The sequence below is a fragment of the Alteraurantiacibacter buctensis genome (assembly GCF_009827655.1).
In the GTDB taxonomy this organism is placed as follows: Bacteria; Pseudomonadota; Alphaproteobacteria; order Sphingomonadales; family Sphingomonadaceae; genus Alteraurantiacibacter; species Alteraurantiacibacter buctensis.
In genome coordinates, this window is sequence record NZ_WTYV01000005.1 from 236,875 (window position 1) to 257,218 (window position 20,344).

Sequence of the window (20,344 nt, forward strand, 5' to 3'; positions counted from 1 at the left end):
CGGGAACGTTTGACGAACTAACCGTCCTCTTCCAGCAGCCATTGTGCCGCGCGGCGGGCGTGGATGCGGGCGCTGTCATAAATCGGCAGCACGTTGGCATCCACGTCGATCACCAGGTTCAGTTCGGTGGCGCCAAGCACGATGGCCTGCGCGCCTTCCTGCGCCTGTTCGGTAATGATGGTCTTGAACAGGCGCTCTGCCGGGCGGGTGGCGCGGCCCTTGATGAGTTCCTCGTAAATGATCCGCTCCACCTGGTCGGAATACTCCACTACCGGGGGCAGCAGGTCGACCCCGTGGGCCACCAGCCGGCGGCGGTAGAACCCGCCGGTGATCACGTTGCGCGGGCCGATCAGCGCGGCCTTTTTCACGCCCTTGGCTTCCATCTCCTCGCCCACGCATTCGGCGATGTGGAGGATGGGGACGGACAGTTCGGCCTCCAGCTCGCGATAGACGCGGTGCATGGAATTGGCGGCGATCAGGATCAGCCCGGCCCCGGCCGCTTCCAGCCGGCGGGCGCTTGACAACAGCACCTGTGCGGCGCGGGCCCAGTCCTCATCGCTGGAAAGGCCCACAAGATCGCGGAAATCCAGGTTTTCGATCAGCATCGGCGCGCTGGAGGTAGGTCCGCGACGGGCCTGCACCGCGCGGTTGATGTCTTCGTAATAGCTACGGGTGGAGATCCAGCTCATCCCCCCGATCAGCCCCAGTTTGCGCAAAACGGCCGCCTTCCTCATGTCATGTGTTGTCCGGGCGGCCACCCATTGGTCCGCCAGATGAACGCCGGATGACCAGAACCGCGCTCAGCGGCGGAGCGCAAATGCGGCGCGGCGATGCGTTGCGCTCAGGCGTCCAATGCCTTGTTGATGTCTTCCACCATCTTCTTGGCGTCGGCCAGCAGCATCATGGTCTGGTCCATATAGAACACATCGTTGTCGACGCCAGCATAGCCCACGCCGCCCATGCTGCGTTTGATGAAGAACACCTGCTTGGCCTTGTCCACGTCGAACACGGGCATGCCGTAGATCGGGCTGGACTTGTCGGTCTTGGCCGCAGGGTTCACCACGTCGTTCGCGCCGATGATGAATGCCACGTCGCACTGAGCGAACTCGCTGTTGATGTCCTCCAGCTCGAACACCTCGTCATACGGCACGTTGGCTTCGGCCAGCAGCACGTTCATGTGGCCGGGCATACGGCCGGCCACGGGGTGGATGGCGTATTTGACCGATACGCCTTCCTTCTTAAGGTGATCGCCCATCTCGCGCAGGGCGTGCTGGGCCTGGGCCACGGCCATGCCGTAGCCGGGGATGATGATGACGCTTTCGGCCTGCTTGAGCATGAATGCGGCATCGTCAGCGCTGCCCTGCTTCCACGGGCGCTGCTCCTTGGCCGCGCCGCCGCTGGCTGCGGCTTCCGCGCCGAAACCGCCCGCAATCACGGACAGGAACCCGCGGTTCATCGCCTTGCACATGATGTAGGACAGGATCGCGCCGGAGCTGCCCACCAGCGCGCCGGTGATGATCATGGCGCTGTTGTGCAACGTGAAGCCCATCGCCGCAGCTGCCCAGCCCGAATAGGAATTGAGCATCGAGACGACCACCGGCATGTCCGCCCCGCCGATCGGGATGATCAGCAGGAAGCCGATGATGAAGGACAGAACGGTGATGGTGGCAATCACCCACAGGCTCTGGTCCATGGTGAAGTAGCCGACCAAACCGAGGATCGCGACCAGAGTGCCCAGGTTGATCACGTGGCGCAATGGCAGCAGGATCGGCGATCCGCTCATCTTGCCGGCCAGCTTCAGGAAGGCGATGACGCTACCGGAGAAGGTGATGGCCCCGATGGCAATGCCCAGCCCCGCCTCGACCCGGCTGACCGGGTTGATCAGGCCGTCCCCGCCAAGGATACCGAAGGCCGCTGGGTCAAGGTAGGCCGCCCAGCCCACCAGCACGGCGGCAAGGCCGACCAAGCTGTGGAACGCCGCGACAAGCTGCGGCATGTCTGTCATCTTGATGCGGCGCGCGGTGACAAGGCCGATCACCGCACCGATGGCGATGGCGGCGAGAATCTCGCCCAGCGAGGCGAAATCCGGCCCCGCATAGCTGTTGAACGCGTCACCCACCTTCATCGGCATGTGCGTGACCAGCGTAGTCACCACGGCAATCAGCATCCCCGCCATGCCATAGCGGTTGCCCTCGCGGCTGGTGGTGGGGTGCGACAGGCCGCGCAGGGCCAGAATGAACAGCACGCCCGCGACAAGGTAGGCCAACATGGCCCAGGACGGCGTGGCAGCGTGGGCCAGCGCTTCGCCCACATGCGCGCCGGTCGGCAGCGGCACGGGTACGATTTCGGTCAGCGGCCCTGCCGGAGGGGCTGCTGGCGTCGGTTCGGGATAGGCTTGCAGCGTGGCCGCAGCGGCGGAGAGGAAGGACAGCATCACTTCTTCTCCTTCTTCTTGTACATCGCCAGCATCCGCGCCGTGACGGCAAAGCCGCCGAAGATGTTGACGGATGCCATCACCACCGCCCCCAGCCCCAGCCACTTGGCAATCGGGCTACCAGACGTGGCCGCCGCCACCAGCGCGCCCACGATGATCACCGAGGAGATCGCATTAGTCACCGCCATCAGCGGCGTATGCAGCGCCGGGGTTACCGACCAGACCACATAATAACCCACGAAACAGGCCAGCACGAAGATCGAAAGGATCGAGATGAAGTCCATGGTCTTTACCCCTTCAACCTCTCGCTCACCATCGCCCCGCCCTGCGTCAGCCGCACGGCGTTGCCGATCTCCTCGTCCAGCACCGGCCGGCCCTGCTCCTTGTCCCAGAAGGCGGAGAGGAAGTTGTAGTGGTTGCGGGCGAACAGCGCCGATGTGTCTGCCGCCATCAACGCGGGGGTGTTACTGGAGCCGATGATGAACACGCCGTGGCGTTCCACCACCTGGTCGGCCACGCTGCCTTCCACGTTGCCCCCTTGCGCCACGGCCAGGTCATAGATGACCGAGCCCTTGCGCATCGTGGCGATCTGCGCGTCGCTGATCAGGCGTGGCGCGGGGCGGCCAGGGATGAGAGCCGTGGTAATCACGATGTCCTGTTTGGCGATGTGGGCGCTCACCAGCTCGGCCTGGGCCTTCTGGTATTCCTCGCTCATCTCCGTGGCATAGCCGCCGGCACCCTCGCCCTCGATGCCGGCCACGCTTTCCACGAAAATGGGCTTCGCGCCCAGCGACATGATCTGCTCTTTGGTGGCGCTGCGCACGTCGGTGGCGGAGACTTGCGCGCCAAGGCGGCGGGCGGTGGCGATGGCCTGCAGGCCCGCCACGCCCACGCCCATGATGAACACCTTGGCGGCGGACACAGTGCCCGCCGCAGTCATCATCATCGGGAAGGCGCGGCCATACTGGTTGGCGGCGGCCAGCACCGCCTTGTAACCGGCGAGGTTGGACTGGCTGGACAGCACGTCCATGCTCTGCGCGCGGGTGATGCGCGGCATGAACTCCATCGCCAGCGCTTCCAGACCGGCTGCGGCATAGGCCTGCACCCGATCCTTCTCGCGGAAGGGATCAAAGGTGGCAGCCACCATGGCCCCCGGCCTCGCGCCCGCCAGCAGCGCGGGATCGGGCGCCTGCACGCCCAACACGATATCCGCCCCGTCCACGGCCGCGGCAGCATCGGTCACCTCGGCCCCGGCGGTGCGGTAATCCTCGTCGGCGATGGCGGCGGAGAGGCCGGCGCCCTGCTCAACCGCAAAGCTGGCCCCCAGTGCGATGAACTTCTTCACCGTTTCGGGCGTGGCGGCAACCCGCGTTTCCCCTGCGGCCCGCTCTTTCAGGACCGCGATGCGAATGCCCCCCATCGCCCCGCGCCAGCCGGTGTCTTACTGGATGATCAGGAGGATGATCAGCGTCAGCACCGCGATCAGCGGCACCGACCATTTGAGCATGCCTATGAAGCCATCATAGGTCTTCTCGTTGGGCTTGATATCCTGCGAATTGGCCATTGGTGGCAGTCCTTGTGCTGGAATGGGGAACGGTCTGTTGCCACCCGTCTATCCCCGCTGCGGCCCGCACTCAAGCCTGCAGTGAACCCACGGCGCAGCATGCGCTTAACAGCCTCTTTACCTGGTCCTGATATGCCCTGCGTTCACGCCGGACCAGTCCGGCCCTTGTCGCATGTGGGGAATGATGGCCGAAGCCGAACAGCGCCTGTTGATGCTGATCGACGACGAGCCGGCGCAGAGCCGGCTGATCACCGCCCTTGCCGCGCGCGAGGGCTGGCGCACCCTGGTGGTGGACGAGGCGGAGAAGGCTATCGCCACCCTGGGCACGCGCCAGGGGATGCAGCTTTCCGCCATCATCCTCGACCAGTGGGTGCCGGGTGATGAGGCCTGTGACCTGATTGCCGAATTGAAGGAACGCCGGCCCGGCCTGCCGATCCTGATGATCACCGCCAGCACCAGTCCGCTACTGGCCGTGGAGGCGATGCGCGCCGGGGCCGCCGATTACCTGGTCAAGCCCGTCGCGCCCGAGCGGCTGATGCAGGCGCTGCGCAACGCCACCATGCGCGAAACCCCGCGCGACGAGCTGGCGCCGATGACCGAGAAGATGCCCGCCCGGCTCGATTTCGATGCCATGGTCGGCACGGCCCCGAAGTTCCGCGATGCCCTGGCCAAGGCGGCCAAGGCGGCGCGCGGCCACGGCCACGTGCTGATCGAGGGCGAGAGCGGCACCGGCAAGGAGATGCTGGTGCGCGCCATGGTGGCCGCCAGCCCTCGCGCCCGCGCCCCGTTCCGCATGATCAACGTGGGCGGCGTGTCCGCCTCCAGCCTCGAATCGGTGCTGTTCGGGCACGAGAAGGGCGCCTTTGCCGGGGCCTTCGACCGGCAGGTGGGCGCCTTGCAGAACTGCGATGGCGGCACTCTGGTGCTGGACGAGATCGACCGCCTGTCGCTGGACCTGCAGGACCGGCTTGCCGAGGCCCTGCGCAACGGTTCGGTCCGCCCCATCGGCGCGCGCCACAGCTTCAAGGTGGATACCCGCATCATCGCCGCCAGCAACCTGCCGCTGGCCGACATGGTCAGCGCCGGGCTGTTCCGCGAGGAACTGCTGGCCGCCATCAACCGCACCGGCATCACCCTGCCGCCGCTGCGAGACCGCACGGGCGACATTACCGCGCTGACCCGCCATTTCCTGGCCCGCATCGGCGAACAGCCGGGCCTGCGCCCGCTGGGCATCACCGACGGCGCGCTGAAGCTGCTGGCCGCGTTCGACTGGCCGGGCAACGTGCGCCAGTTGCAGGCGGTGCTGTTCCGCGCGGCGGTGTTCTGCGATGGCGACGCGCTGACCGCGCAGGATTTCCCCCAGCTTTCACAGATGATCGGCGAACTGGCCGAGGCCAACCAGCCGGTGATGGAAAGCGCCGGGGTGCAGATCTACACCGGCGACGGCAACCTGCGCCCGCTGGAGGACATCGAGGCCGACGTGATCCGCCTGGCCATCGGCCACTATCGCGGGCGCATGACCGAAGTGGCCCGCCGCCTGGGCATCGGCCGCTCCACGCTCTATCGCAAGCTGACCGATCTGGGCATCGAAAGCGCAGCCTGACCCGCTTGTTGATGAAGTACATCCCCGCAGGCACCGCCAACAGGCTGCCAAAGGGCACGGCCGGACGAATCAAGGATCGTTCCATCGCTGGCACGGACCGCTGCCTGTAGGACAGCACAATCGACAAGGCCGACGGTCGCGGTTAGCCTGCCCCGATGACAGAAGACCTTACCGGCAAGCGCGCCCTCGTCACCGGCGCGGCATCGGGGATCGGCGCGGCAACGGCGCGCTGGCTGGCTGCGCACGGCGTCACCGCACTGGTGCTGGTGGACCTCGACGGGCCCGGCCTCGCCGCGCTGGACATGCCTTGCGAAGTCCTGCCCTTTCCCGGTGACGTGACCGATGAAGCCCTGTGGGACCGGATCGAGGCCGAGGCCGGCCCGCTCGACTACGCCGTCATCAACGCCGGAATCGCCGGCGGCGCACCCATCGCGACCATGACCCTCGACGAATGGCGCGCCACGCTGTCGGTCAACCTTGATGGCGCCTTCCTGGCCCTGCGCTGCGCCACCCGCCTGGTCCGCGACCATGGGGCGATGGTCCTCACCGCCTCGGTCAGCGGCCTCAAGGCCGAACCCGGCACCGCCGCCTATGGCGCCAGCAAGGCCGGGCTGATGCAACTGGGCCGCGTTGCCGCCAAGGAACTGGCCCCCCGCGGCGTGCGGGTGAACTGCATTGCGCCCGGCGGGGTCGACACGCCGATCTGGGACCAGACCCCGTTCTTCCAGGAAATGATCGCGCAAGCCGGGGGTGACCGGGCGGCGGCAATGGCGGCCCTCTCCGGCGCGGCCACCCCGCTCGCCCGTTTTGCCACCGCCGACCAGATTGCCGCGCAGATCGGTTTCCTGCTGAGCGATGCGGCGGGCACGATCACCGGCACATCGCTGGTGAGCGACGGGGGCTACCTGCTCTAGCGGGTTGGCTTTGCCCGTCACCGCCCCTATCTCGCAACCATGCCTGCAATGCCGCCCCCTGCTGCGATAGCCGCGCCCCGGCGGCGCCTGCGCGCCTTGGCGATGCAGGCACTGGCGGCACTGCTGCTGGCGATGATCGCATTGCAGGCCCTGGCTCCCTCTGCGCCGGCTTCCCACCAGCAACACGGCTCCGCGTTCAGCGCGCTGACCGCCGATGTCACCCTGGCCCCGCGCCAGCAGGAGCAGGTCAGCCAGCGACTTGCCCCCCTGCCCGATCCCCTGCCCACGCTGCCGCCAGTCGATCCGTTGACCGTGCTCCAGCCCCTTGCCGCCACTCCTGCCCCGATCCCGGTGGCACAATCGCCGCCGCCGCTGGCCCCGCGCCAGCGCCCCGAAGTGCCCGCTTCCCCGCGCGAGCCGCCGCACGCCTGATTGCTCCGTTTCTCCGCCGCTGTGGCGGCGCGACGACAATCAGGATTACCAATCATGAACACTAGTATGACCGGCGCGACCGGCGCAGACCGGCGCGCGCAGATCGAGGCCCTGCTTGCCTCGTACCCCGACACCACCGACGACGAGCTGCGCGAGCTGCTGCACTGGTTCAAGCACGAGGCGACCGCGCTGGACGTGGGAATGGTTGCCAGCAATCCGCTGGTCACCAGTGGCTATCGCCGCTTCCGCGCCGACCAGCTCGACCGGCTGACCTTGCGGGAATATGCGCTGATGACCTGCGTGGTGGGCATGGTGGCAGCTTTGCTGGCCTATGCCGTGTGGTATTTTGCATGACGGCCTGACTTCCCGGCGATCGCGGCTGACCCACAGCGCCGCGATCGCCCCAAGGGAAACGGTATCGTGGGCGTGGCACCGGAACCTTCGGTTCATCCCGCGCATTGGGCGGCCTGACAGCGGCCCGGTGGCTTATTCATCAGGCTGCAACAGGCCTGATCTCTTGACGGGCCGACCATTTTGCCTGAGCCACCATGCCCACAACAAGGATGCCTGCCGCGTGACCACCAAAGCCCTCACCGGATTGCTGGCAAAGCCGGCCGATTTCGCCGTCACGCTGCCCGCCACCACGGCAGAGCGCGCCTTCGTCTATGCGTACGCCTTGATCCAGTGGCCCTGGCTGCTGGCCAGCCTCTCCGGCGGCTCGCAGGCGGACAAGCAGGCGCTGCTGGAACGGGTGGGCCTGCCCGCCGATGCCCTGCCCAACCTGGGAAGCTGGAAGGCCGATACCTACCTGCTGCACCGCGTGGTGGACATGATCGAGGCGCTGCGCCCGGCCACCGTGGTGGAACTGGGTTCTGGCGCAACATCGCTGGTGATCGCCCAGGCCCTGGCGGCCAATGGCGGCGGCACGCTGTACAGCTTCGACCAGCATCGCCCCTTCGTGGACCAGATGGGCCAGTGGCTAGGCGAGCACGGCCTGTCCGCCCACTTCCAGCACGCCCCGCTGGCCCAGCGCGATCCGCGCTGGCCGGGGGTGTGGTACCAGTTGGCCGACCTGCCGCCCGCCATCGACCTGTTGCTGATCGACGGGCCGCCCTGGGTGATCCACCCCTATGTGCGCGGCATGGCGGACCGGCTGTTCGACCGAGTGGTGCCGGGCGGTGTGGTGCTGCTGGACGATGCCGCCCGTCCCGGCGAGCGGCACGTGGCCCGCCGCTGGATGCGCGAATGGCCGGGCTTCACGTTCAGCTACGAAGGCGGCGGCACCAAGGGCCTGCTGGTGGGGCGGCGGGACGGGGCTTCGGTATAGCTGGCGGGCGGAGTGCGCTATCCGCGTGGTGCCGGTGGGCGATGGGAAGTGTTTGTCGCAGGCAATGCAGCTAGCGCCACCAAGATTGTTGAGCTTGCTTGACGAAATCCAAGTTCAGGGCAAGGCTTCCACGCACTGAGCAAGGCCCTCGACAACATGGCCCCCACCTCCAACGATCTCGATTTCCTTGACGGTTAGCCCATCAAGACCAAACCCGATTGTATGCGCCGCCTGCATGCGATCGATGAGGGTGACCGAAATTGGTCCGCCAGCACGGAAGCTGGTGAAAGACCGGCCGCTGTCCGTCATCGGCGTCACCATGACCGGTCGCCGGATTCCACCCATCACGTTGCCGTCGCCGCCACGGAGCCAAAACTGACATCTCCGGTTCCCTACCGGTTGCCAAAAATCCGTCTTGAAGCATCAGGGTGGGCCAGAAGGTCCCATGTCCGCGGTAGTCAGAGTGAAGTGGCCGATCCGGCCATCAACATTCGAGAATTGCAGGGAAAGATCACAGAAAAGATCGTCGACACGCGACAGCGTAAATGGCGATACGTTCGCGTCCATGCGCACTGTTGGCAGGACACTCTGTGCATGGGTCTGAGCCGGGACGAGGCAGGACAATGCCACCGCGATCCGACAAAGAGCACTTGGACGCATCAAACCACCAGCCCCGCGAAGTCGGTCAGCGCCGCGTCGCGCAGGCCGCGCCATACATTGCGCACCTGCACCGTCTCGGCCACGTCATGCACGCGCAGCAGGTGATAGCCTGCCTCCATCCCGCGCATGGCCAGGGCGAGCGATCCGCCCAGCCGCTTGTCGGCCGCCGCCTCGTTGCTCAGCGCGCCGATCATGCGCTTGCGGCTGGCACCCAGCAGCAGCGGCTGGCCAAGGGCGTGGAACAGCGGCAGGGCGTTGATCAGGGCCAGGTTCTCGGCCAGCGACTTGCCGAAGCCCACGCCCGGATCGAGCACGATGTTCTCGCGCGCAATGCCCGCCGCCAGCGCGGCGTCGCGCCGTTCTTTCAGCCAGTCGAACACGTCGAACACCACGTTGCTATAGGTGGCATCGTCATGCAGGTCCTGCGCCGCCTCGTTGCTGGGGCCGGGCGCGTGCATCAGGATCACGGGCCGCTGCGTGCTGGCGGCGAATTGCAGGCTGCGCGGGTCGTGGCGCAGGGCGGATACGTCATTTATCACGTGCGCGCCGGCATCCAGCGCCGCCTGCATCACGCCAGGGCGCCGGGTATCCACGCTGACTGCCGCGCCCATCTTCACGCAGTGCTGGATGGCGGGGACAACGCGCTCGATCTCCTCGCCTTCCCACACCGCCTTGGCACCGGGACGCGTGCTTTCGCCGCCAATGTCGATCAGCGCCGCGCCCGCCTCGTGCATCATGGCGGCCTGCACCCGCATCATGGTGCCGTGATCGTTGAACTTGCCGCCATCGCTGAAGCTGTCGGGTGTGACGTTGAGGATGCCCATAACCTGCGGCTCGTCCAGCTTCACGGTGCGGGTGCCGCACTGGAGTGGCGGATGCTGGCGGCCGATATTGGCCCACTGGGCTTCGGCCTCGTCAAGGATCGGGCCGCTGAGGTCGCCCAGCACCTCGGCCATTTCGCGCGGGGTGGCGGTGGCCCGCTCCACCACCTGCGCGCCGTCCCTGATGGTGATGGCGAAGGTATGGGCATAGGCCATCGACCCGCCCAGCCGCACGGCATCGCCATCCACGCTTTGCGGCGAGGGGACCAGGGTGAGCGGCTGGATGTAGATGCGTTCGGTCATGGCGTGTCCGTTCCACAACCGGGCGCGGCGATCAATCCTCCACCGCCAGCAGGTAGAGCTGCCGCGCGCTGTCGATGGGTTTGAGTTCGCCGTCCTGTTCGATGTGCCAGAAGGTCCAGCCGTTGCAGCTTGGCGCGCCCTGCAGGTCCTTGCCGACCGCGTGGATCGAGCCGCTGAGAGCGCCCGAGGCCAGCGAGCCATCGGCCCGCACCGTGGCCTGCCAGCGGCGCTTCTTGTCGGACAGCACGGTGCCGGGCGGGATCAGCCCTGCCTCCACCACGGCCCCGAAGGCAACGCGCGGGGCATCGCGCGCGGCTCTCATCGTGGTGACGGCGCTTTCATCCAGCGGCAGTTCCTTGGCGATGCGCGCCTTGGCCACCTTGATATAGCTTTCCTCGCGCTCGCAGCCGATCCATTCGCGGCCCAGGCGCTTGGCGACAGCGCCCGTGGTGCCGGTGCCGAAGAACGGGTCGAGCACCACGTCGCCCGCCTCGGTGGTAGCCAGCAGCACGCGGTAGAGCAGCGCCTCGGGCTTCTGCGTGGGGTGGGCCTTGTGGCCGGCCTCGTCCTTCAGCCGCTCGCCGCCGCTGCAGATCGGCAGCACCCAGTCGCTGCGCATCTGCAGCTCGTCGTTCAGCGTCTTCATGGCGCGGTAGTTGAAGTGGTACTTCGCCTTCTCGCCCTGGCTGGCCCACAGCAGGGTTTCGTGGGCATTGGTGAAGCGGGTGCCGCGGAAGTTGGGCATGGGGTTGGTCTTGCGCCAGACAATGTCGTTCAGCAGCCAGAACCCCAGGTCCTGCATCATCGCGCCCACGCGGTAGATGTTGTGATAGCTGCCGATCACCCAGATGGCACCATCGGGCTTCAGCACCCGGCGCGCCTCCACCAGCCATTCGCGGGTGAAGCGGTCATAGGCGGCGAAGCTGTCGAACTGGTCCCAGTGATCGGTGACGGCGTCCACGTGGCTGCCATCGGGGCGGTTCAGATCGCCGCCAAGTTGCAGGTTGTAGGGCGGATCGGCGAACACCAGGTCCACGCTGGCCGTGGGCAGGCTGCGCATTGCCGCGATGCAGTCGCCTTCGAGGATCTGCCCCAGCGGCAGGTCCTTCTTGTCCACCCTGGGCGCAGCTTTCGCCCTTGCGGCCGGAGCCGCCCGTACTTTCAGCACTTCACCCATCCGGTAAGACCCCCTGACTTATCCACAGGGTGAGTCCTGCGGAGTCCCGGGTCAAGCACCAATTCTCTCAGCCCGTCGCAGGCCCGCCTCCGGATAAGGCGGAACGAAAAGAGTCCCCCACAAGATGTTGAGTCTCCTGCCCTTGTGAAGACTCGATATGCTGGGGTGTTGCCGGCAGGACTCAATTTTTGCGTGATCGCCCGCAAGGTGGCACAAGCAGGGTTCGACGGAGCCGGAGGGGTGAAGATGGCACTGGAAGTGATCGGCGCGGGTCTGGGGCGCAACGCCACGTTCTCGCTGAAATTCGCGCTGGAGCACATCGGCTACGGCCCCTGCTACCACATGTCGGAAGTCCTGGCCGACGGGCGCCGGGCCATCCCCCTGTGGCTGGACGTGATCGGCGGCACGCCGGACTGGGACGCGGTCTTTGCCGGCTTCCGTTCCACCACCGACTACCCGGCATGCAGCTACTGGCGCGAACTGGCCGACCACTTTCCGCAGGCCAAGGTGGTCCTGACCACACGCGATCCGGATAGCTGGTTCGATTCGGTCAGCGACACGATCTTTTCCGCCCGGATGAACGATTCGGTCAAAGGCACCCCGTTCGAGGCGCTGCTGGACGGCGTAGCGATCAGCCATTTCGACGGCCACCTCACCGACCGGGCGTGGATGACCGACTGGTACCTGCGCCGCAACCAGGCGGTGGTGGACGGCCTGCCGCCCGAACGCCTGCTCCAGTTCCACCCGCGCGACGGGTGGGAACCGCTGTGCGCGTTCCTGGGCGTGCCGGTGCCGGACAGCCCCTTTCCCCGCGTCAACAGCCGCGACGAACTGGGTGCCCAGTCCGACGAACATGGCGGCATTCCCGCCGACCCGGTGGCGCGGGAAGGTTTTGCGCGCGAATACATCGAGGCGATGCGCGCCAAGGCGTTCAGCTAGATCCCCGGATCCACCCCGGTCAGCTCCACGCTCACCTGCCACAGCCGCGCGGCCAGCGCCGGATCGCGCGCTGCCCTGCTGCGGCGCGCGGGGCCGCTGGGACCGCTTGCCTCCAGGAACCCCTGCGGGCCGACATAGGCCCCGCCCAACATGTCAGGGTCGCAAGCAGCCTGCAGCGTAGGCACGGCAGCTTCGGGCGGGCGGTGGAACAGCACGCTGGCCAGCGCCAGCCCCGCCCTGTCGAACAGCGAGAAACGGCCCAGCGTGGTGCCGGAAATGCCCGGATGGCAGCCCATCGACCGCACGGGCGAGCCTGCCGCGCGCAACCGCCGGTCCAGTTCGGCAAAAAACAGCGCGTTGGCCAGCTTGCTCTGCCCATAGAAGCGGAATCGCGAATAGCCGCGCGCACCATCCAGGTTGGCAAAGTCGATCGCCCCCCGCTTGTGGGCCAGGCTGGCCACAGTCACCACGCGCGGATCGGCGCCGGAAATCTTCGGCAGCAGCAGCCCGGTCAGGGCAAAATGCCCCAGGTGGTTGGTGCCGAACTGCAGTTCGAAGCCTTGCGCAGTGCGTTGCAGCGGCGGGTTCATCACCCCCGCATTGTTGATCAGGACATCGATCCGCTCCACCTGCGCCGCCGCTGCGCGCACGCTGGCGAGGTCCGCCAGATCCAGCAGCAGCACCGAAAGGGCGGCACCGGGCGCCTCGGCCAGGATCGCCGCCCGCGCGGCATCGCCCTTGGCCACGTCACGGCAGGCCAGGATCACCTCGGCCCCGCGCAAGGCCAGCACCCGCGCGGCTTCCCAGCCGATCCCGGCGCTGGCCCCCGTGATCAGGAACCGCCGCCCCGCCTGGTCTGGCACATGGCGGGCGGTATATCCCTTGCCTTGGCCTTTCAAAACGCCATTTCCATTTGCGCCACCGGGGCAAAGGAGCGGCGGTGCAAGGGCGTGGGGCCGTGCTGGCGCAGCGCCGCCAGATGCTCGGCCGAGCCATAGCCCTTGTTCCGTTCCCACCCGTAATGCGGATGCTCGCGCGCGGCTTCCACCATCAGCCGGTCACGGTACTGCTTGGCCAGGATGGAGGCCGCGCCGATGCACCGCTCGCGCCCGTCACCCCCCACGATGGCGCGGGCCGGCCAGCGCCAGTCCGCCACCCGGCCGTGGGGCGTGAGGTTGCCGTCCACCAGCACTTGCGCCACGTCGCATTCCAGCACCTGGCACAGCAGCGCCATGGCCCGCGTCATCGCCAGCATGGTGGCCCCGAAGATGTTCAGCCGGTCGATCTCTTCCACGCTCACCACGCCGATGCCGAAGGCACAGCGGCGGCGGATCGCCTCCTCCGCCCGCGCCCGCGCTGCCTCGCCCAGCTTCTTGGAATCGTCGATGCCCTTTGGTCCCGGCTTGCACAGGACCACGGCAGCCGCCACAACCGGACCAGCCAAAGGCCCGCGACCGGCCTCGTCCACCCCGGCAACCAGGGAGGACGGGCCCAACCGGGCTGCAAATTCGCGCGAGGGAGTGCCGAAAATCATGCGTCTCAGGATTCTGCTCAGCACCTTGTTACCCGGCTCGCTGCTGGCCGCAAGCTGCTCCGCCTTTGCTGCCGGGGATAGCCCCGCCCCGATCGCCGCCGGTGGCACGCCGGTAGAACTGGAGGCCGGATCGCCCTTCACCGCGCGCGCCGTGCTCAACCTCAACGAAGGCTGGTCCGTGGCGGTGGAGCCGGGCACCGGCAACCTGCTGGTTACGGAAAAGGGCGGCACCGCCAAGTACTTCAACCCCGCCACCGGCGATGCGTGGGAGGTCAGCGGCCTGCCTGCCGTGGCCTACGGCGGCCAGGGCGGCCTGGGTGACGTGATCTTCGCGCCCGACTATGCCGCCAGCCGCACGATCTACCTCAGTTGGGCACAGGCTGCCGGTGAAGGCGAGAACGCCCCGCGCCGCGCCGTGGCCGCGCGAGGACAGCTCGCCTGTGCGGCGGGAGCTTGCCAGATCAATGACCTGACCGAAATCTGGCGGCAGGAACCGGCCGTGGCCAGCGGTGGCCACTTTTCCCACAAGCTGATGTTCAGCCCCGATGGCCGCTACCTGTTCATCGGCAGTGGCGAGCGGATGCAGGCCGACCCGGCGCAGGACCTGGCCAACAACCTGGGCAAGGTGCTGCGGCTCAATCCCGATGGCACCCCGGCGGCGGGCAATCCGTTTGCCGACCGTGGCGGCGTGGCGGCGCAGATCTGGTCCTATGGCCACCGCAACCTGCAGCTGGCCTTCGCCCCCGACGGCCGCCTGTGGGAACTGGAGCACGGGCCCCGCGGCGGTGACGAGATCAACCTGGTGGAGCCGGGCAACAATTATGGCTGGCCGGTCCGCTCCAACGGCAACAACTACAACGGCACCGACATTCCCGATCACACGGCGGACGATGGCTTTACCAAGCCGGTGATCTTCTGGGACCCGGTGATCGCACCGGGCGACCTGCTGATCTATCACGGCAGCATGTTCCCGCAGTTCCGTGGCCAGGCCCTGATCGCGGCGATGAGCAGCGTGAATGCCGTGGTGCAGGTGCAGTTGCCCGCCCCCGGCGAAGCAGCCGCCACGGAAGTGGCCCGCCACGGCTTTCCCACCCGCCTGCGCGATATTGCCGAGGCAGCGGACGGTTCGCTGTGGGTGGTGGAGGATGGCCCGCGTGGCCGGCTGCTACACGTGACGGCGGCGCAATAGAGCCACCCGCCGCTCGCGAATTCGTTTGCGCCGGGGGTTCATGCGCCGTATCCGCGCGCCCCCATGGCACAGGCTATATCCTCGCTGATTCCGCTGGCGGGCGTTGACCCGCAGATGGTGGAAGATCTGCTCGACCGCGCGTTCGGTCCTGGCCGCTTCCAGCGTACTGCCTACATGGTGCGCCAGGGGACCGAGGCCCTGCCCGCGCTCAGCTTTGCCGCGCTGGACGAGGACGAGCTGCTGGTCGGCACCATCCAGGCCTGGCCGGTGGCGCTGACCGATGCCGAAGGCCGCGCCCACCCGATGATCATGGTCGGCCCGGTAGCCGTGCTGCCCGAACGGCAGGGAGAAGGCTATGGCACGGCGCTGATGCTGGCCCAGCAGCAAGCGATCGGCGATGGTCCCGCCACACTGCCGCAGGTGCTGATCGGGGATGCACCCTATTACGGGAAGTTCGGCTTTATCGCCGCGCCCACCCAGGGCTGGAGCCTGCCCGGGCCTTACGAGAAGGATCGCCTGCTGGTGCGCTGCGCCAATCCTGCCGTGCTCCCCCGCGAAGGCATGCTGGGGCCTTGGCGCGGCTGATCACAAGTGCCATCTAGCGGGCGCAATGCCCTATGATGCCCCTCCCAACCTGGCCGAGATGACGCTGCCGCAGATCGCGGAGGCACTGGCCGCGCGCCGCCTGCCGCCGATCGACCAGTGGGACCCGGCGGAGGAGCTGGACAGCCACATGGTCATCCGGGCCGATGGCACCTGGCTGCACGAAGGCCGCCCGATCACCCGCCCGGCCATGGTGCGCGCGTTCTCTTCCCTGCTGGTGCAGCGCGACGGGCAGCATTTCCTGCTGACCCCGCAGTGCCGCCAGCGTATCGCGGTGGAGGATGCCGCTTTCGTGGCGGTGGATGTGGAAGCCAGGGACGGCACCCTCGCTTTCCGTCTCAACACCGACGAGCTGGTGCTGGCAGGCCCCGGCAACCCCTTGCGGGCCGAAGGCGATGCCGATTGCCCGGCCATCTACTTGGCCGTGCGGCATGGCACGCAGGCGCGGATCAATCGCAGCACCTGGCTGCAACTGGTTGCCCTGGCAGACTTTTCCGGCCCCATTCCGGTCGTCTCCAGCCAGGGCGCGGACTTTGCGCTGGTGCCATGAGCGGCCTGTTCGAGCGTCTCCACGCGGCCTTTGCCGCCAGTATCGAACGGGCCCACCTGGGCCTGCACGATGATGGCCGCTTCGTGCCCCCCGTCACCCGCCCTGCCGCCGTGCTGATGGCGGTGACCGACCGGCCCGAGCCCGGCCTGATCCTGACCCATCGCCCGCACACCATGGCCAAGCACCCGGGCCAGGTCTCCTTCCCCGGCGGCAAGATCGAACCGGGCGAGGATGCCGTGGCCGCCGCCCTGCGCGAAGCCGAGGAGGAGCTGTCCATCGCCCCCCATGCGGTGCGGGTAGTGGGCATGGCGGAACGGTTTACCACCGGATCCGGCTTCGAGGTTACGCCGGTACTGGGCGTCATTTCCCCCGATACCCCGATCACGCCCCACCCGCACGAGGTGGCCGGCTGGTTCGAGGTGCCGCTGGCCTTCGCGCTCGACCGCGCCAACCATGCCCAGCGCGTGGGGCTGTTGGGCGGGCACGAGCGGCGCTATGTCGAGATCATGTACGGCGAACATCGCATCTGGGGCATCACCGCCGCGATCATCGGCAACCTGTCGCATCGGCTGGAAGGGGGACTGTTCGCGTGACCGCAAGGCTGCCTGCCGCCGACTGGACGCAGCGCGCAGACCTGGCCGCCCTGGTGGCGGCGCTGGGTGTGGACACCATGCGCTGGGTGGGCGGCGCAGTGCGCGATACCCTGCTGGGCCACCCGGTGAAGGACATCGATGCCGCCACCACGCTGACGCCGGACGAGGTGATCGCGGCCTGTTCAGCCGCCAGCTTGCGCACCGTCCCCACCGGGATCGATCACGGCACCGTCACTGTGGTGCTGCCGGGCGGGCCGGTAGAGGTGACCACGCTGCGGCATGACGTGTCCACCGATGGCCGCCGCGCCACCGTGGCCTTCGCCAGCGACTGGCGAGACGATGCTGCGCGGCGCGATTTCACGATCAATGCCCTCTATGCCCACCCCGTGACGCTGGCCATCGATGACTATTTCGGCGGGCTGGAGGACCTGCAGGCAGGCCGGGTGCGCTTCATCGGCGATGCCCGCCAGCGCATCCGCGAGGACCACCTGCGCATCCTGCGCTACTTCCGCTTTCAGGCCCGCTTCGGCAGCGCGATCGATGCGGAGGCCGATGCCGCCTGCGCAGATCTTGCCGCCACGCTGAAAGGCCTCAGCCGCGAGCGGGTGGCGATGGAACTGCTGGCCCTGCTGGCCCTGCCCGATCCGGTCGCCACCCTGCAACGGATGGACAGCCTTGGCGTACTGGCCATGGTCCTGCCGGAAGCCACGCTGACCACCATGCCCGCGCTGGTGGCGGCAGAGGCGGCCTGTGGCATTGCCCCCGCCCCCCTGCGCCGAATGGCCGCGCTGCTGCCCGCCGATCCGCCGTTGGTGGACAAGGTGGCCGCGCGCCTCAAGCTCTCGACCGCGCAGCGCAAGCACCTCGCCACCCTCGCCAGCCGCGCCTCGGGCGATGTCCGCGCACTGGCCTATCGCCACGGGATCGAGGCGGCACGCGACCTGGCGCTGCTGGGCGGCACGGACCCCGCCCCGCTGGCCGACTGGACCGTCCCCGAACTGCCGCTGAAGGGCGGCGAAATCGTGCAGAGGGGCGTCGGCGCCGGCCCGCAGGTCGCCCGCGTGCTGCGCGCCGTGGAGGCCCGCTGGGTGGCCGAAGGTTTCCCGCCCCGCCCCCGCGTGGAAGCGCTGTTGGCGGAAGAACTGGACTCCTCCCGGTAATTTCCTTGCGTTTTTGCGAAACATCGCTATCTGGCCTGCGTGACCGGCGCGAATTCGTCGCGTGATCCGCCTGCTAGCGTGAGCCTCCCCACATCCAACAAGGGGCAAGGACCGGCGGCGGAAATCACGGTCATATGCCAAGCAACCCGCATCACGCGTGGGGAGCCTCAAAGGCCCCACCTTGCGCCCGGACGCCATGCGTGCGCCGTGCGCCACTATGCGTTGAAAGAGTTTTTCATGTCCTATTTTACCGACCTTGGCCTGGCCGAGCCGATCCTGCGTGCACTTGCCACCAAGGGTTACACCGATCCCACCCCGATCCAGCGCCAGGCGATCCCCGCCCTGCTGGAAGGGCGTGACCTGCTGGGCATTGCCCAGACCGGCACCGGCAAGACCGCCGCTTTTGCCCTCCCCTCGATCCACCGCCTGCTGGCCAATCCCGCCCCCCGCCCCCGTCGCGGCTGCCGGATGCTGGTCCTTTCGCCCACCCGCGAGCTGGCGGCGCAGATTGCCGACAACTTCCGCCTCTATGCCAAGTATGTCGACATCCAGGTGCAGACCGTGTTCGGTGGCGTGCCGGTGGGCAAGCAGATTGCCAACCTTTCGCGCGGCACCGATGTGCTGGTGGCCACCCCCGGTCGCCTGCTGGACCTGGTGGAGCAGAAGGCCCTGTTTCTTGACGAGGTGGAAATCTTCGTCCTGGACGAGGCCGACCAGATGATGGACCTGGGCTTCATCAAGCCCCTCACCCGCATCGCCAACCTGCTGCCCAAGCAGCGCCAGAGCCTGTTCTTCTCCGCCACCATGCCGGACGAGATTGCCCGCCTGGGCAAGCAGTTCATCGTCAACCCGGTGAAGGTGGAAGTGGCCCCGCAATCGACCACCGCCGAAAAGGTGGGCCAGTACGTCACTTTCATCGAGCAGAAGGAGAAGCAGGCGCTGCTGACCCTCAGCTTGCAGAAGGGCCTGGCCAACGGCGATATCGAAAGCTGCCTGGTGTTCACCCGCACCAAGCACGGGGCTGACCGCGTGGTGCGCCACCTGGTCGCCGCCGGAGTGGAAGCAGCCGCGATCCACGGCAACAAGAGCCAGGCCCAGCGCACCCGCGCACTGGACGGCTTCCGCGCCGGCAAGGTGCCGGTGCTGGTGGCAACCGACATTGCCGCGCGCGGCATTGACGTGCCGGGCGTGTCCGCCGTGTTCAACTTCGAGCTGCCCAACGTGGCCGAACAGTACGTCCACCGCATCGGCCGCACCGCGCGTGCCGGCAAGGGCGGCCTGGCGATCAGCTACTGCGCGCCGGACGAGAAGGCCTACCTGCGCGACATCCAGAAGCTGACCGGCGTCGTTCCGGCTTCGGCTCCGCTGCCCAAGGACTTCGTGGCCCTGGCCGCCAAGCTGCCCAAGGCGGCAGCCGGTGGCAGCGGTGCCGAATATTCGGACGATAACCGCGCCGGCGGCCGCAACCGCCGCACCCGCGAGAACGAGCGCAAGGCGCGCGGCCCCCGCCGCCATCCCGATGCGCTGGTTGTCCGCCCCGGCGAGCGCGCCGAACGCCCTGCCCGCCCCGCCCGCCCGGCCCGCGATGAGCGCCCGGTGCGTGACGAGCGCCAGCCGCGCAGCGATCACCAGCCGCGTAATGACCGCCCGCAGCGTACAGATCGTCCGCAAGGCGAGCGGGCGCAGGGCGGCCAGAACGCAGGCCAGCGCCCGCAGGGCCAGCGCAACGGTGGCGGCAACCGCCAGAAGTCGAACACCAAGCGCAACGCCTGGCAGGGCTGATAGCCTTTCGTCATTGCGAGCGCAGCGAAGCAATCCAGGGTTCACCCAAACCACCCTGGATTGCTTCGGCCTGCGGCCTCGCAATGACGAGCAAAGGCAAGTCGTGCCCGGCTTGTGGCTCGGTTCATGGAGGCTGAGGCACAGCTCGTCCGGAACGGGTTGCATCATCGGGACCATGTCCCGACCGTCTTTGCAACGGGTCGCGAACCCATTGCAAAGAGGCTAGATTTCCAATGAATTTCAAGATTGCATTCGCTGCCGCCGCCATCCTTGCTGCGGCCCAGACCGCGCAGGCGCAGGATGTTGGCGCGACTGTGAACGGCAATGACGGGGCCGCCGTGGGCACCGTGCTGTCCAACGACGGGTCGACCGTGGTGGTCGATACCGGCACCCACCAGGTGCCTCTGCCCGCCGACGTTTTCGCCGCTGCCGATGGCGGCTCCACCCTCAACACCACCAAGGCCGAGCTGGACCAGCTTTATGGCGAGCAGCTGGCGCAGGCCGCCGCCGCGCGCGATGCCAAGCTGGTTGTGGGCGCTGCCGTGGTCACCGCCGATGCCCAGCCGCTGGGGACCATCGACCAGGTGGACGGCGACAACATCGTGATCCGCGAAGGCGAATTCGTGGTAACCCTGCCGCGTGACCTGCTGGCGCTGGACACCGGCGGCAACGTGATGGTCCGCGCCACCAAGGAAGCGATCATGGCCGCCGTGGCGGCTGGCTGATCCACCGGATTTCCGGACGGGACCGATGAAGGGG

General features: G+C 67.7%; 23 protein-coding genes. 13 read left to right on the top strand and 10 right to left on the bottom strand.

Annotated features, from left to right (window positions below):
• Nucleotides 1-17: 17 nt before the first annotated feature.
• The 5 genes from GRI99_RS13295 to GRI99_RS13315 all read right to left on the bottom strand — a co-directional run bounded on the left by GRI99_RS13295 (nucleotide 18) and on the right by GRI99_RS13315 (nucleotide 3,998).
• Nucleotides 18-734, bottom strand: coding sequence for an aspartate/glutamate racemase family protein (locus GRI99_RS13295; protein WP_237438341.1), 717 nt, complete (start codon nucleotides 732-734; stop codon nucleotides 18-20).
• Nucleotides 735-841: 107 nt separating this feature from the next.
• The gene (locus GRI99_RS13300) at nucleotides 842-2,269 is read right to left on the bottom strand and encodes an NAD(P)(+) transhydrogenase (Re/Si-specific) subunit beta (RefSeq protein WP_160772628.1); all 1,428 of its coding nucleotides are present in this window, start codon (nucleotides 2,267-2,269) and stop codon (nucleotides 842-844) included.
• A 164-nt stretch (nucleotides 2,270-2,433) separates the two neighbouring features.
• Nucleotides 2,434-2,718 (bottom strand): NAD(P) transhydrogenase subunit alpha part 2, encoded by a 285-nt coding sequence (locus GRI99_RS13305; RefSeq protein ID WP_160772528.1) that lies wholly within the window; start codon nucleotides 2,716-2,718, stop codon nucleotides 2,434-2,436.
• Between the two features lie 5 nt (nucleotides 2,719-2,723).
• A complete protein-coding gene (locus GRI99_RS13310) occupies nucleotides 2,724-3,845 on the bottom strand; it encodes a Rossmann-fold NAD(P)-binding domain-containing protein (RefSeq protein WP_160772629.1) in 1,122 nt (373 codons plus the stop codon).
• A 30-nt stretch (nucleotides 3,846-3,875) separates the two neighbouring features.
• Nucleotides 3,876-3,998 (bottom strand): aa3-type cytochrome c oxidase subunit IV, encoded by a 123-nt coding sequence (locus GRI99_RS13315; RefSeq protein WP_160772529.1) that lies wholly within the window; start codon nucleotides 3,996-3,998, stop codon nucleotides 3,876-3,878.
• Nucleotides 3,999-4,182: 184 nt separating this feature from the next.
• On the opposite strand from GRI99_RS13315, the gene GRI99_RS13320 reads away from it, so the two are divergent.
• From GRI99_RS13320 to GRI99_RS18770, 5 genes are all read left to right on the top strand, one after another.
• Complete coding sequence (locus tag GRI99_RS13320) at nucleotides 4,183-5,601, top strand: sigma-54-dependent transcriptional regulator (protein WP_160772630.1); 1,419 nt, start codon at nucleotides 4,183-4,185, stop codon at nucleotides 5,599-5,601.
• Nucleotides 5,602-5,756: 155 nt separating this feature from the next.
• Nucleotides 5,757-6,515 (top strand): SDR family NAD(P)-dependent oxidoreductase, encoded by a 759-nt coding sequence (locus GRI99_RS13325; protein ID WP_160772530.1) that lies wholly within the window; start codon nucleotides 5,757-5,759, stop codon nucleotides 6,513-6,515.
• A gap of 48 nt (nucleotides 6,516-6,563) precedes the next feature.
• Nucleotides 6,564-6,947: a hypothetical protein gene (locus tag GRI99_RS13330; RefSeq protein WP_160772531.1), complete on the top strand. Its 384-nt coding sequence runs from the start codon at nucleotides 6,564-6,566 to the stop codon at nucleotides 6,945-6,947.
• Nucleotides 6,948-7,001: 54 nt separating this feature from the next.
• On the top strand, nucleotides 7,002-7,301 hold the full coding sequence (locus GRI99_RS13335; RefSeq protein ID WP_160772532.1) for a hypothetical protein: 300 nt from the start codon (nucleotides 7,002-7,004) through the stop codon (nucleotides 7,299-7,301).
• A 220-nt stretch (nucleotides 7,302-7,521) separates the two neighbouring features.
• The gene (locus GRI99_RS18770) at nucleotides 7,522-8,274 is read left to right on the top strand and encodes a class I SAM-dependent methyltransferase (protein WP_337192926.1); all 753 of its coding nucleotides are present in this window, start codon (nucleotides 7,522-7,524) and stop codon (nucleotides 8,272-8,274) included.
• Nucleotides 8,275-8,388: 114 nt separating this feature from the next.
• Here the strand turns inward: GRI99_RS18770 and GRI99_RS13345 are convergent, their stop codons facing one another.
• From GRI99_RS13345 to GRI99_RS13355, 3 genes are all read right to left on the bottom strand, one after another.
• Nucleotides 8,389-8,595, bottom strand: a complete 207-nt coding sequence (locus GRI99_RS13345; RefSeq protein ID WP_160772534.1) for a hypothetical protein — start codon at nucleotides 8,593-8,595, stop codon at nucleotides 8,389-8,391.
• A gap of 338 nt (nucleotides 8,596-8,933) precedes the next feature.
• Nucleotides 8,934-10,058 carry a dihydropteroate synthase gene (folP, locus tag GRI99_RS13350; RefSeq protein ID WP_160772535.1) on the bottom strand — a complete coding sequence of 375 codons (1,125 nt, stop codon included), beginning with the start codon at nucleotides 10,056-10,058 and terminating at the stop codon, nucleotides 8,934-8,936.
• A gap of 31 nt (nucleotides 10,059-10,089) precedes the next feature.
• Nucleotides 10,090-11,235, bottom strand: coding sequence for a site-specific DNA-methyltransferase (locus tag GRI99_RS13355; RefSeq protein WP_160772536.1), 1,146 nt, complete (start codon nucleotides 11,233-11,235; stop codon nucleotides 10,090-10,092).
• Nucleotides 11,236-11,427: 192 nt separating this feature from the next.
• On the opposite strand from GRI99_RS13355, the gene GRI99_RS13360 reads away from it, so the two are divergent.
• Nucleotides 11,428-12,174, top strand: coding sequence for a sulfotransferase family protein (locus tag GRI99_RS13360; protein ID WP_337192927.1), 747 nt, complete (start codon nucleotides 11,428-11,430; stop codon nucleotides 12,172-12,174).
• Here GRI99_RS13360 and GRI99_RS13365 read toward each other — a convergent pair.
• Both GRI99_RS13365 and rnhB read right to left on the bottom strand, forming a co-directional pair.
• A complete protein-coding gene (locus tag GRI99_RS13365) occupies nucleotides 12,171-13,073 on the bottom strand; it encodes an oxidoreductase (protein ID WP_160772537.1) in 903 nt (300 codons plus the stop codon). The genes GRI99_RS13360 and GRI99_RS13365 overlap by 4 nt on opposite strands.
• Nucleotides 13,070-13,708, bottom strand: coding sequence for a ribonuclease HII (rnhB, locus tag GRI99_RS13370; RefSeq protein ID WP_160772538.1), 639 nt, complete (start codon nucleotides 13,706-13,708; stop codon nucleotides 13,070-13,072). The genes GRI99_RS13365 and rnhB overlap by 4 nt, the downstream gene beginning before the upstream one ends.
• Here rnhB and GRI99_RS13375 point away from each other — a divergent pair.
• The 7 genes from GRI99_RS13375 to GRI99_RS13405 all read left to right on the top strand — a co-directional run bounded on the left by GRI99_RS13375 (nucleotide 13,707) and on the right by GRI99_RS13405 (nucleotide 20,310).
• Complete coding sequence (locus tag GRI99_RS13375) at nucleotides 13,707-14,897, top strand: PQQ-dependent sugar dehydrogenase (protein WP_160772539.1); 1,191 nt, start codon at nucleotides 13,707-13,709, stop codon at nucleotides 14,895-14,897. The genes rnhB and GRI99_RS13375 overlap by 2 nt on opposite strands.
• 63 nt (nucleotides 14,898-14,960) lie before the next feature.
• Nucleotides 14,961-15,482, top strand: coding sequence for a GNAT family N-acetyltransferase (locus GRI99_RS13380; RefSeq protein WP_202393093.1), 522 nt, complete (start codon nucleotides 14,961-14,963; stop codon nucleotides 15,480-15,482).
• Between the two features lie 25 nt (nucleotides 15,483-15,507).
• The gene (locus GRI99_RS13385) at nucleotides 15,508-16,050 is read left to right on the top strand and encodes a DUF1285 domain-containing protein (RefSeq protein WP_160772540.1); all 543 of its coding nucleotides are present in this window, start codon (nucleotides 15,508-15,510) and stop codon (nucleotides 16,048-16,050) included.
• On the top strand, nucleotides 16,047-16,643 hold the full coding sequence (locus GRI99_RS13390; protein WP_160772541.1) for a CoA pyrophosphatase: 597 nt from the start codon (nucleotides 16,047-16,049) through the stop codon (nucleotides 16,641-16,643). The genes GRI99_RS13385 and GRI99_RS13390 overlap by 4 nt, the downstream gene beginning before the upstream one ends.
• The gene (locus GRI99_RS13395; RefSeq protein ID WP_160772542.1) at nucleotides 16,640-17,803 is read left to right on the top strand and encodes a tRNA nucleotidyltransferase/poly(A) polymerase-related protein; all 1,164 of its coding nucleotides are present in this window, start codon (nucleotides 16,640-16,642) and stop codon (nucleotides 17,801-17,803) included. Before GRI99_RS13390 ends, GRI99_RS13395 begins: the two co-directional genes overlap by 4 nt.
• 237 nt (nucleotides 17,804-18,040) lie before the next feature.
• On the top strand, nucleotides 18,041-19,585 hold the full coding sequence (locus tag GRI99_RS13400) for a DEAD/DEAH box helicase (protein WP_160772543.1): 1,545 nt from the start codon (nucleotides 18,041-18,043) through the stop codon (nucleotides 19,583-19,585).
• Nucleotides 19,586-19,818: 233 nt separating this feature from the next.
• Nucleotides 19,819-20,310: a hypothetical protein gene (locus GRI99_RS13405; protein ID WP_160772544.1), complete on the top strand. Its 492-nt coding sequence runs from the start codon at nucleotides 19,819-19,821 to the stop codon at nucleotides 20,308-20,310.
• Nucleotides 20,311-20,344 lie beyond the last annotated feature (34 nt).

Bases quoted from the DNA above. Each gene is read 5' to 3' on its own strand.
- GRI99_RS13385 (WP_160772540.1), top strand. From the start codon at position 15,508: ATGCCCTATGATGCCCCTCCCAACCTGGCCGAGATGACGCTGCCGCAG.
- GRI99_RS13375 (WP_160772539.1), top strand. From the start codon at position 13,707: ATGCGTCTCAGGATTCTGCTCAGCACCTTGTTACCCGGCTCGCTGCTG.
- GRI99_RS13355 (WP_160772536.1), bottom strand. From the start codon at position 11,235: ATGGGTGAAGTGCTGAAAGTACGGGCGGCTCCGGCCGCAAGGGCGAAA.
- folP (WP_160772535.1), bottom strand. From the start codon at position 10,058: ATGACCGAACGCATCTACATCCAGCCGCTCACCCTGGTCCCCTCGCCG.
- GRI99_RS13390 (WP_160772541.1), top strand. From the start codon at position 16,047: ATGAGCGGCCTGTTCGAGCGTCTCCACGCGGCCTTTGCCGCCAGTATC.
- GRI99_RS13320 (WP_160772630.1), top strand. From the start codon at position 4,183: ATGGCCGAAGCCGAACAGCGCCTGTTGATGCTGATCGACGACGAGCCG.
- GRI99_RS13325 (WP_160772530.1), top strand. From the start codon at position 5,757: ATGACAGAAGACCTTACCGGCAAGCGCGCCCTCGTCACCGGCGCGGCA.
- GRI99_RS13305 (WP_160772528.1), bottom strand. From the start codon at position 2,718: ATGGACTTCATCTCGATCCTTTCGATCTTCGTGCTGGCCTGTTTCGTG.
- GRI99_RS13380 (WP_202393093.1), top strand. From the start codon at position 14,961: ATGGCACAGGCTATATCCTCGCTGATTCCGCTGGCGGGCGTTGACCCG.
- GRI99_RS13405 (WP_160772544.1), top strand. From the start codon at position 19,819: ATGAATTTCAAGATTGCATTCGCTGCCGCCGCCATCCTTGCTGCGGCC.
- GRI99_RS13295 (WP_237438341.1), bottom strand. From the start codon at position 734: ATGAGGAAGGCGGCCGTTTTGCGCAAACTGGGGCTGATCGGGGGGATG.
- GRI99_RS13400 (WP_160772543.1), top strand. From the start codon at position 18,041: ATGTCCTATTTTACCGACCTTGGCCTGGCCGAGCCGATCCTGCGTGCA.
- GRI99_RS13315 (WP_160772529.1), bottom strand. From the start codon at position 3,998: ATGGCCAATTCGCAGGATATCAAGCCCAACGAGAAGACCTATGATGGC.
- GRI99_RS13345 (WP_160772534.1), bottom strand. From the start codon at position 8,595: ATGGTGACGCCGATGACGGACAGCGGCCGGTCTTTCACCAGCTTCCGT.
- GRI99_RS13330 (WP_160772531.1), top strand. From the start codon at position 6,564: ATGCCGCCCCCTGCTGCGATAGCCGCGCCCCGGCGGCGCCTGCGCGCC.
- rnhB (WP_160772538.1), bottom strand. From the start codon at position 13,708: ATGATTTTCGGCACTCCCTCGCGCGAATTTGCAGCCCGGTTGGGCCCG.
- GRI99_RS13300 (WP_160772628.1), bottom strand. From the start codon at position 2,269: ATGTTGGCCTACCTTGTCGCGGGCGTGCTGTTCATTCTGGCCCTGCGC.
- GRI99_RS13335 (WP_160772532.1), top strand. From the start codon at position 7,002: ATGAACACTAGTATGACCGGCGCGACCGGCGCAGACCGGCGCGCGCAG.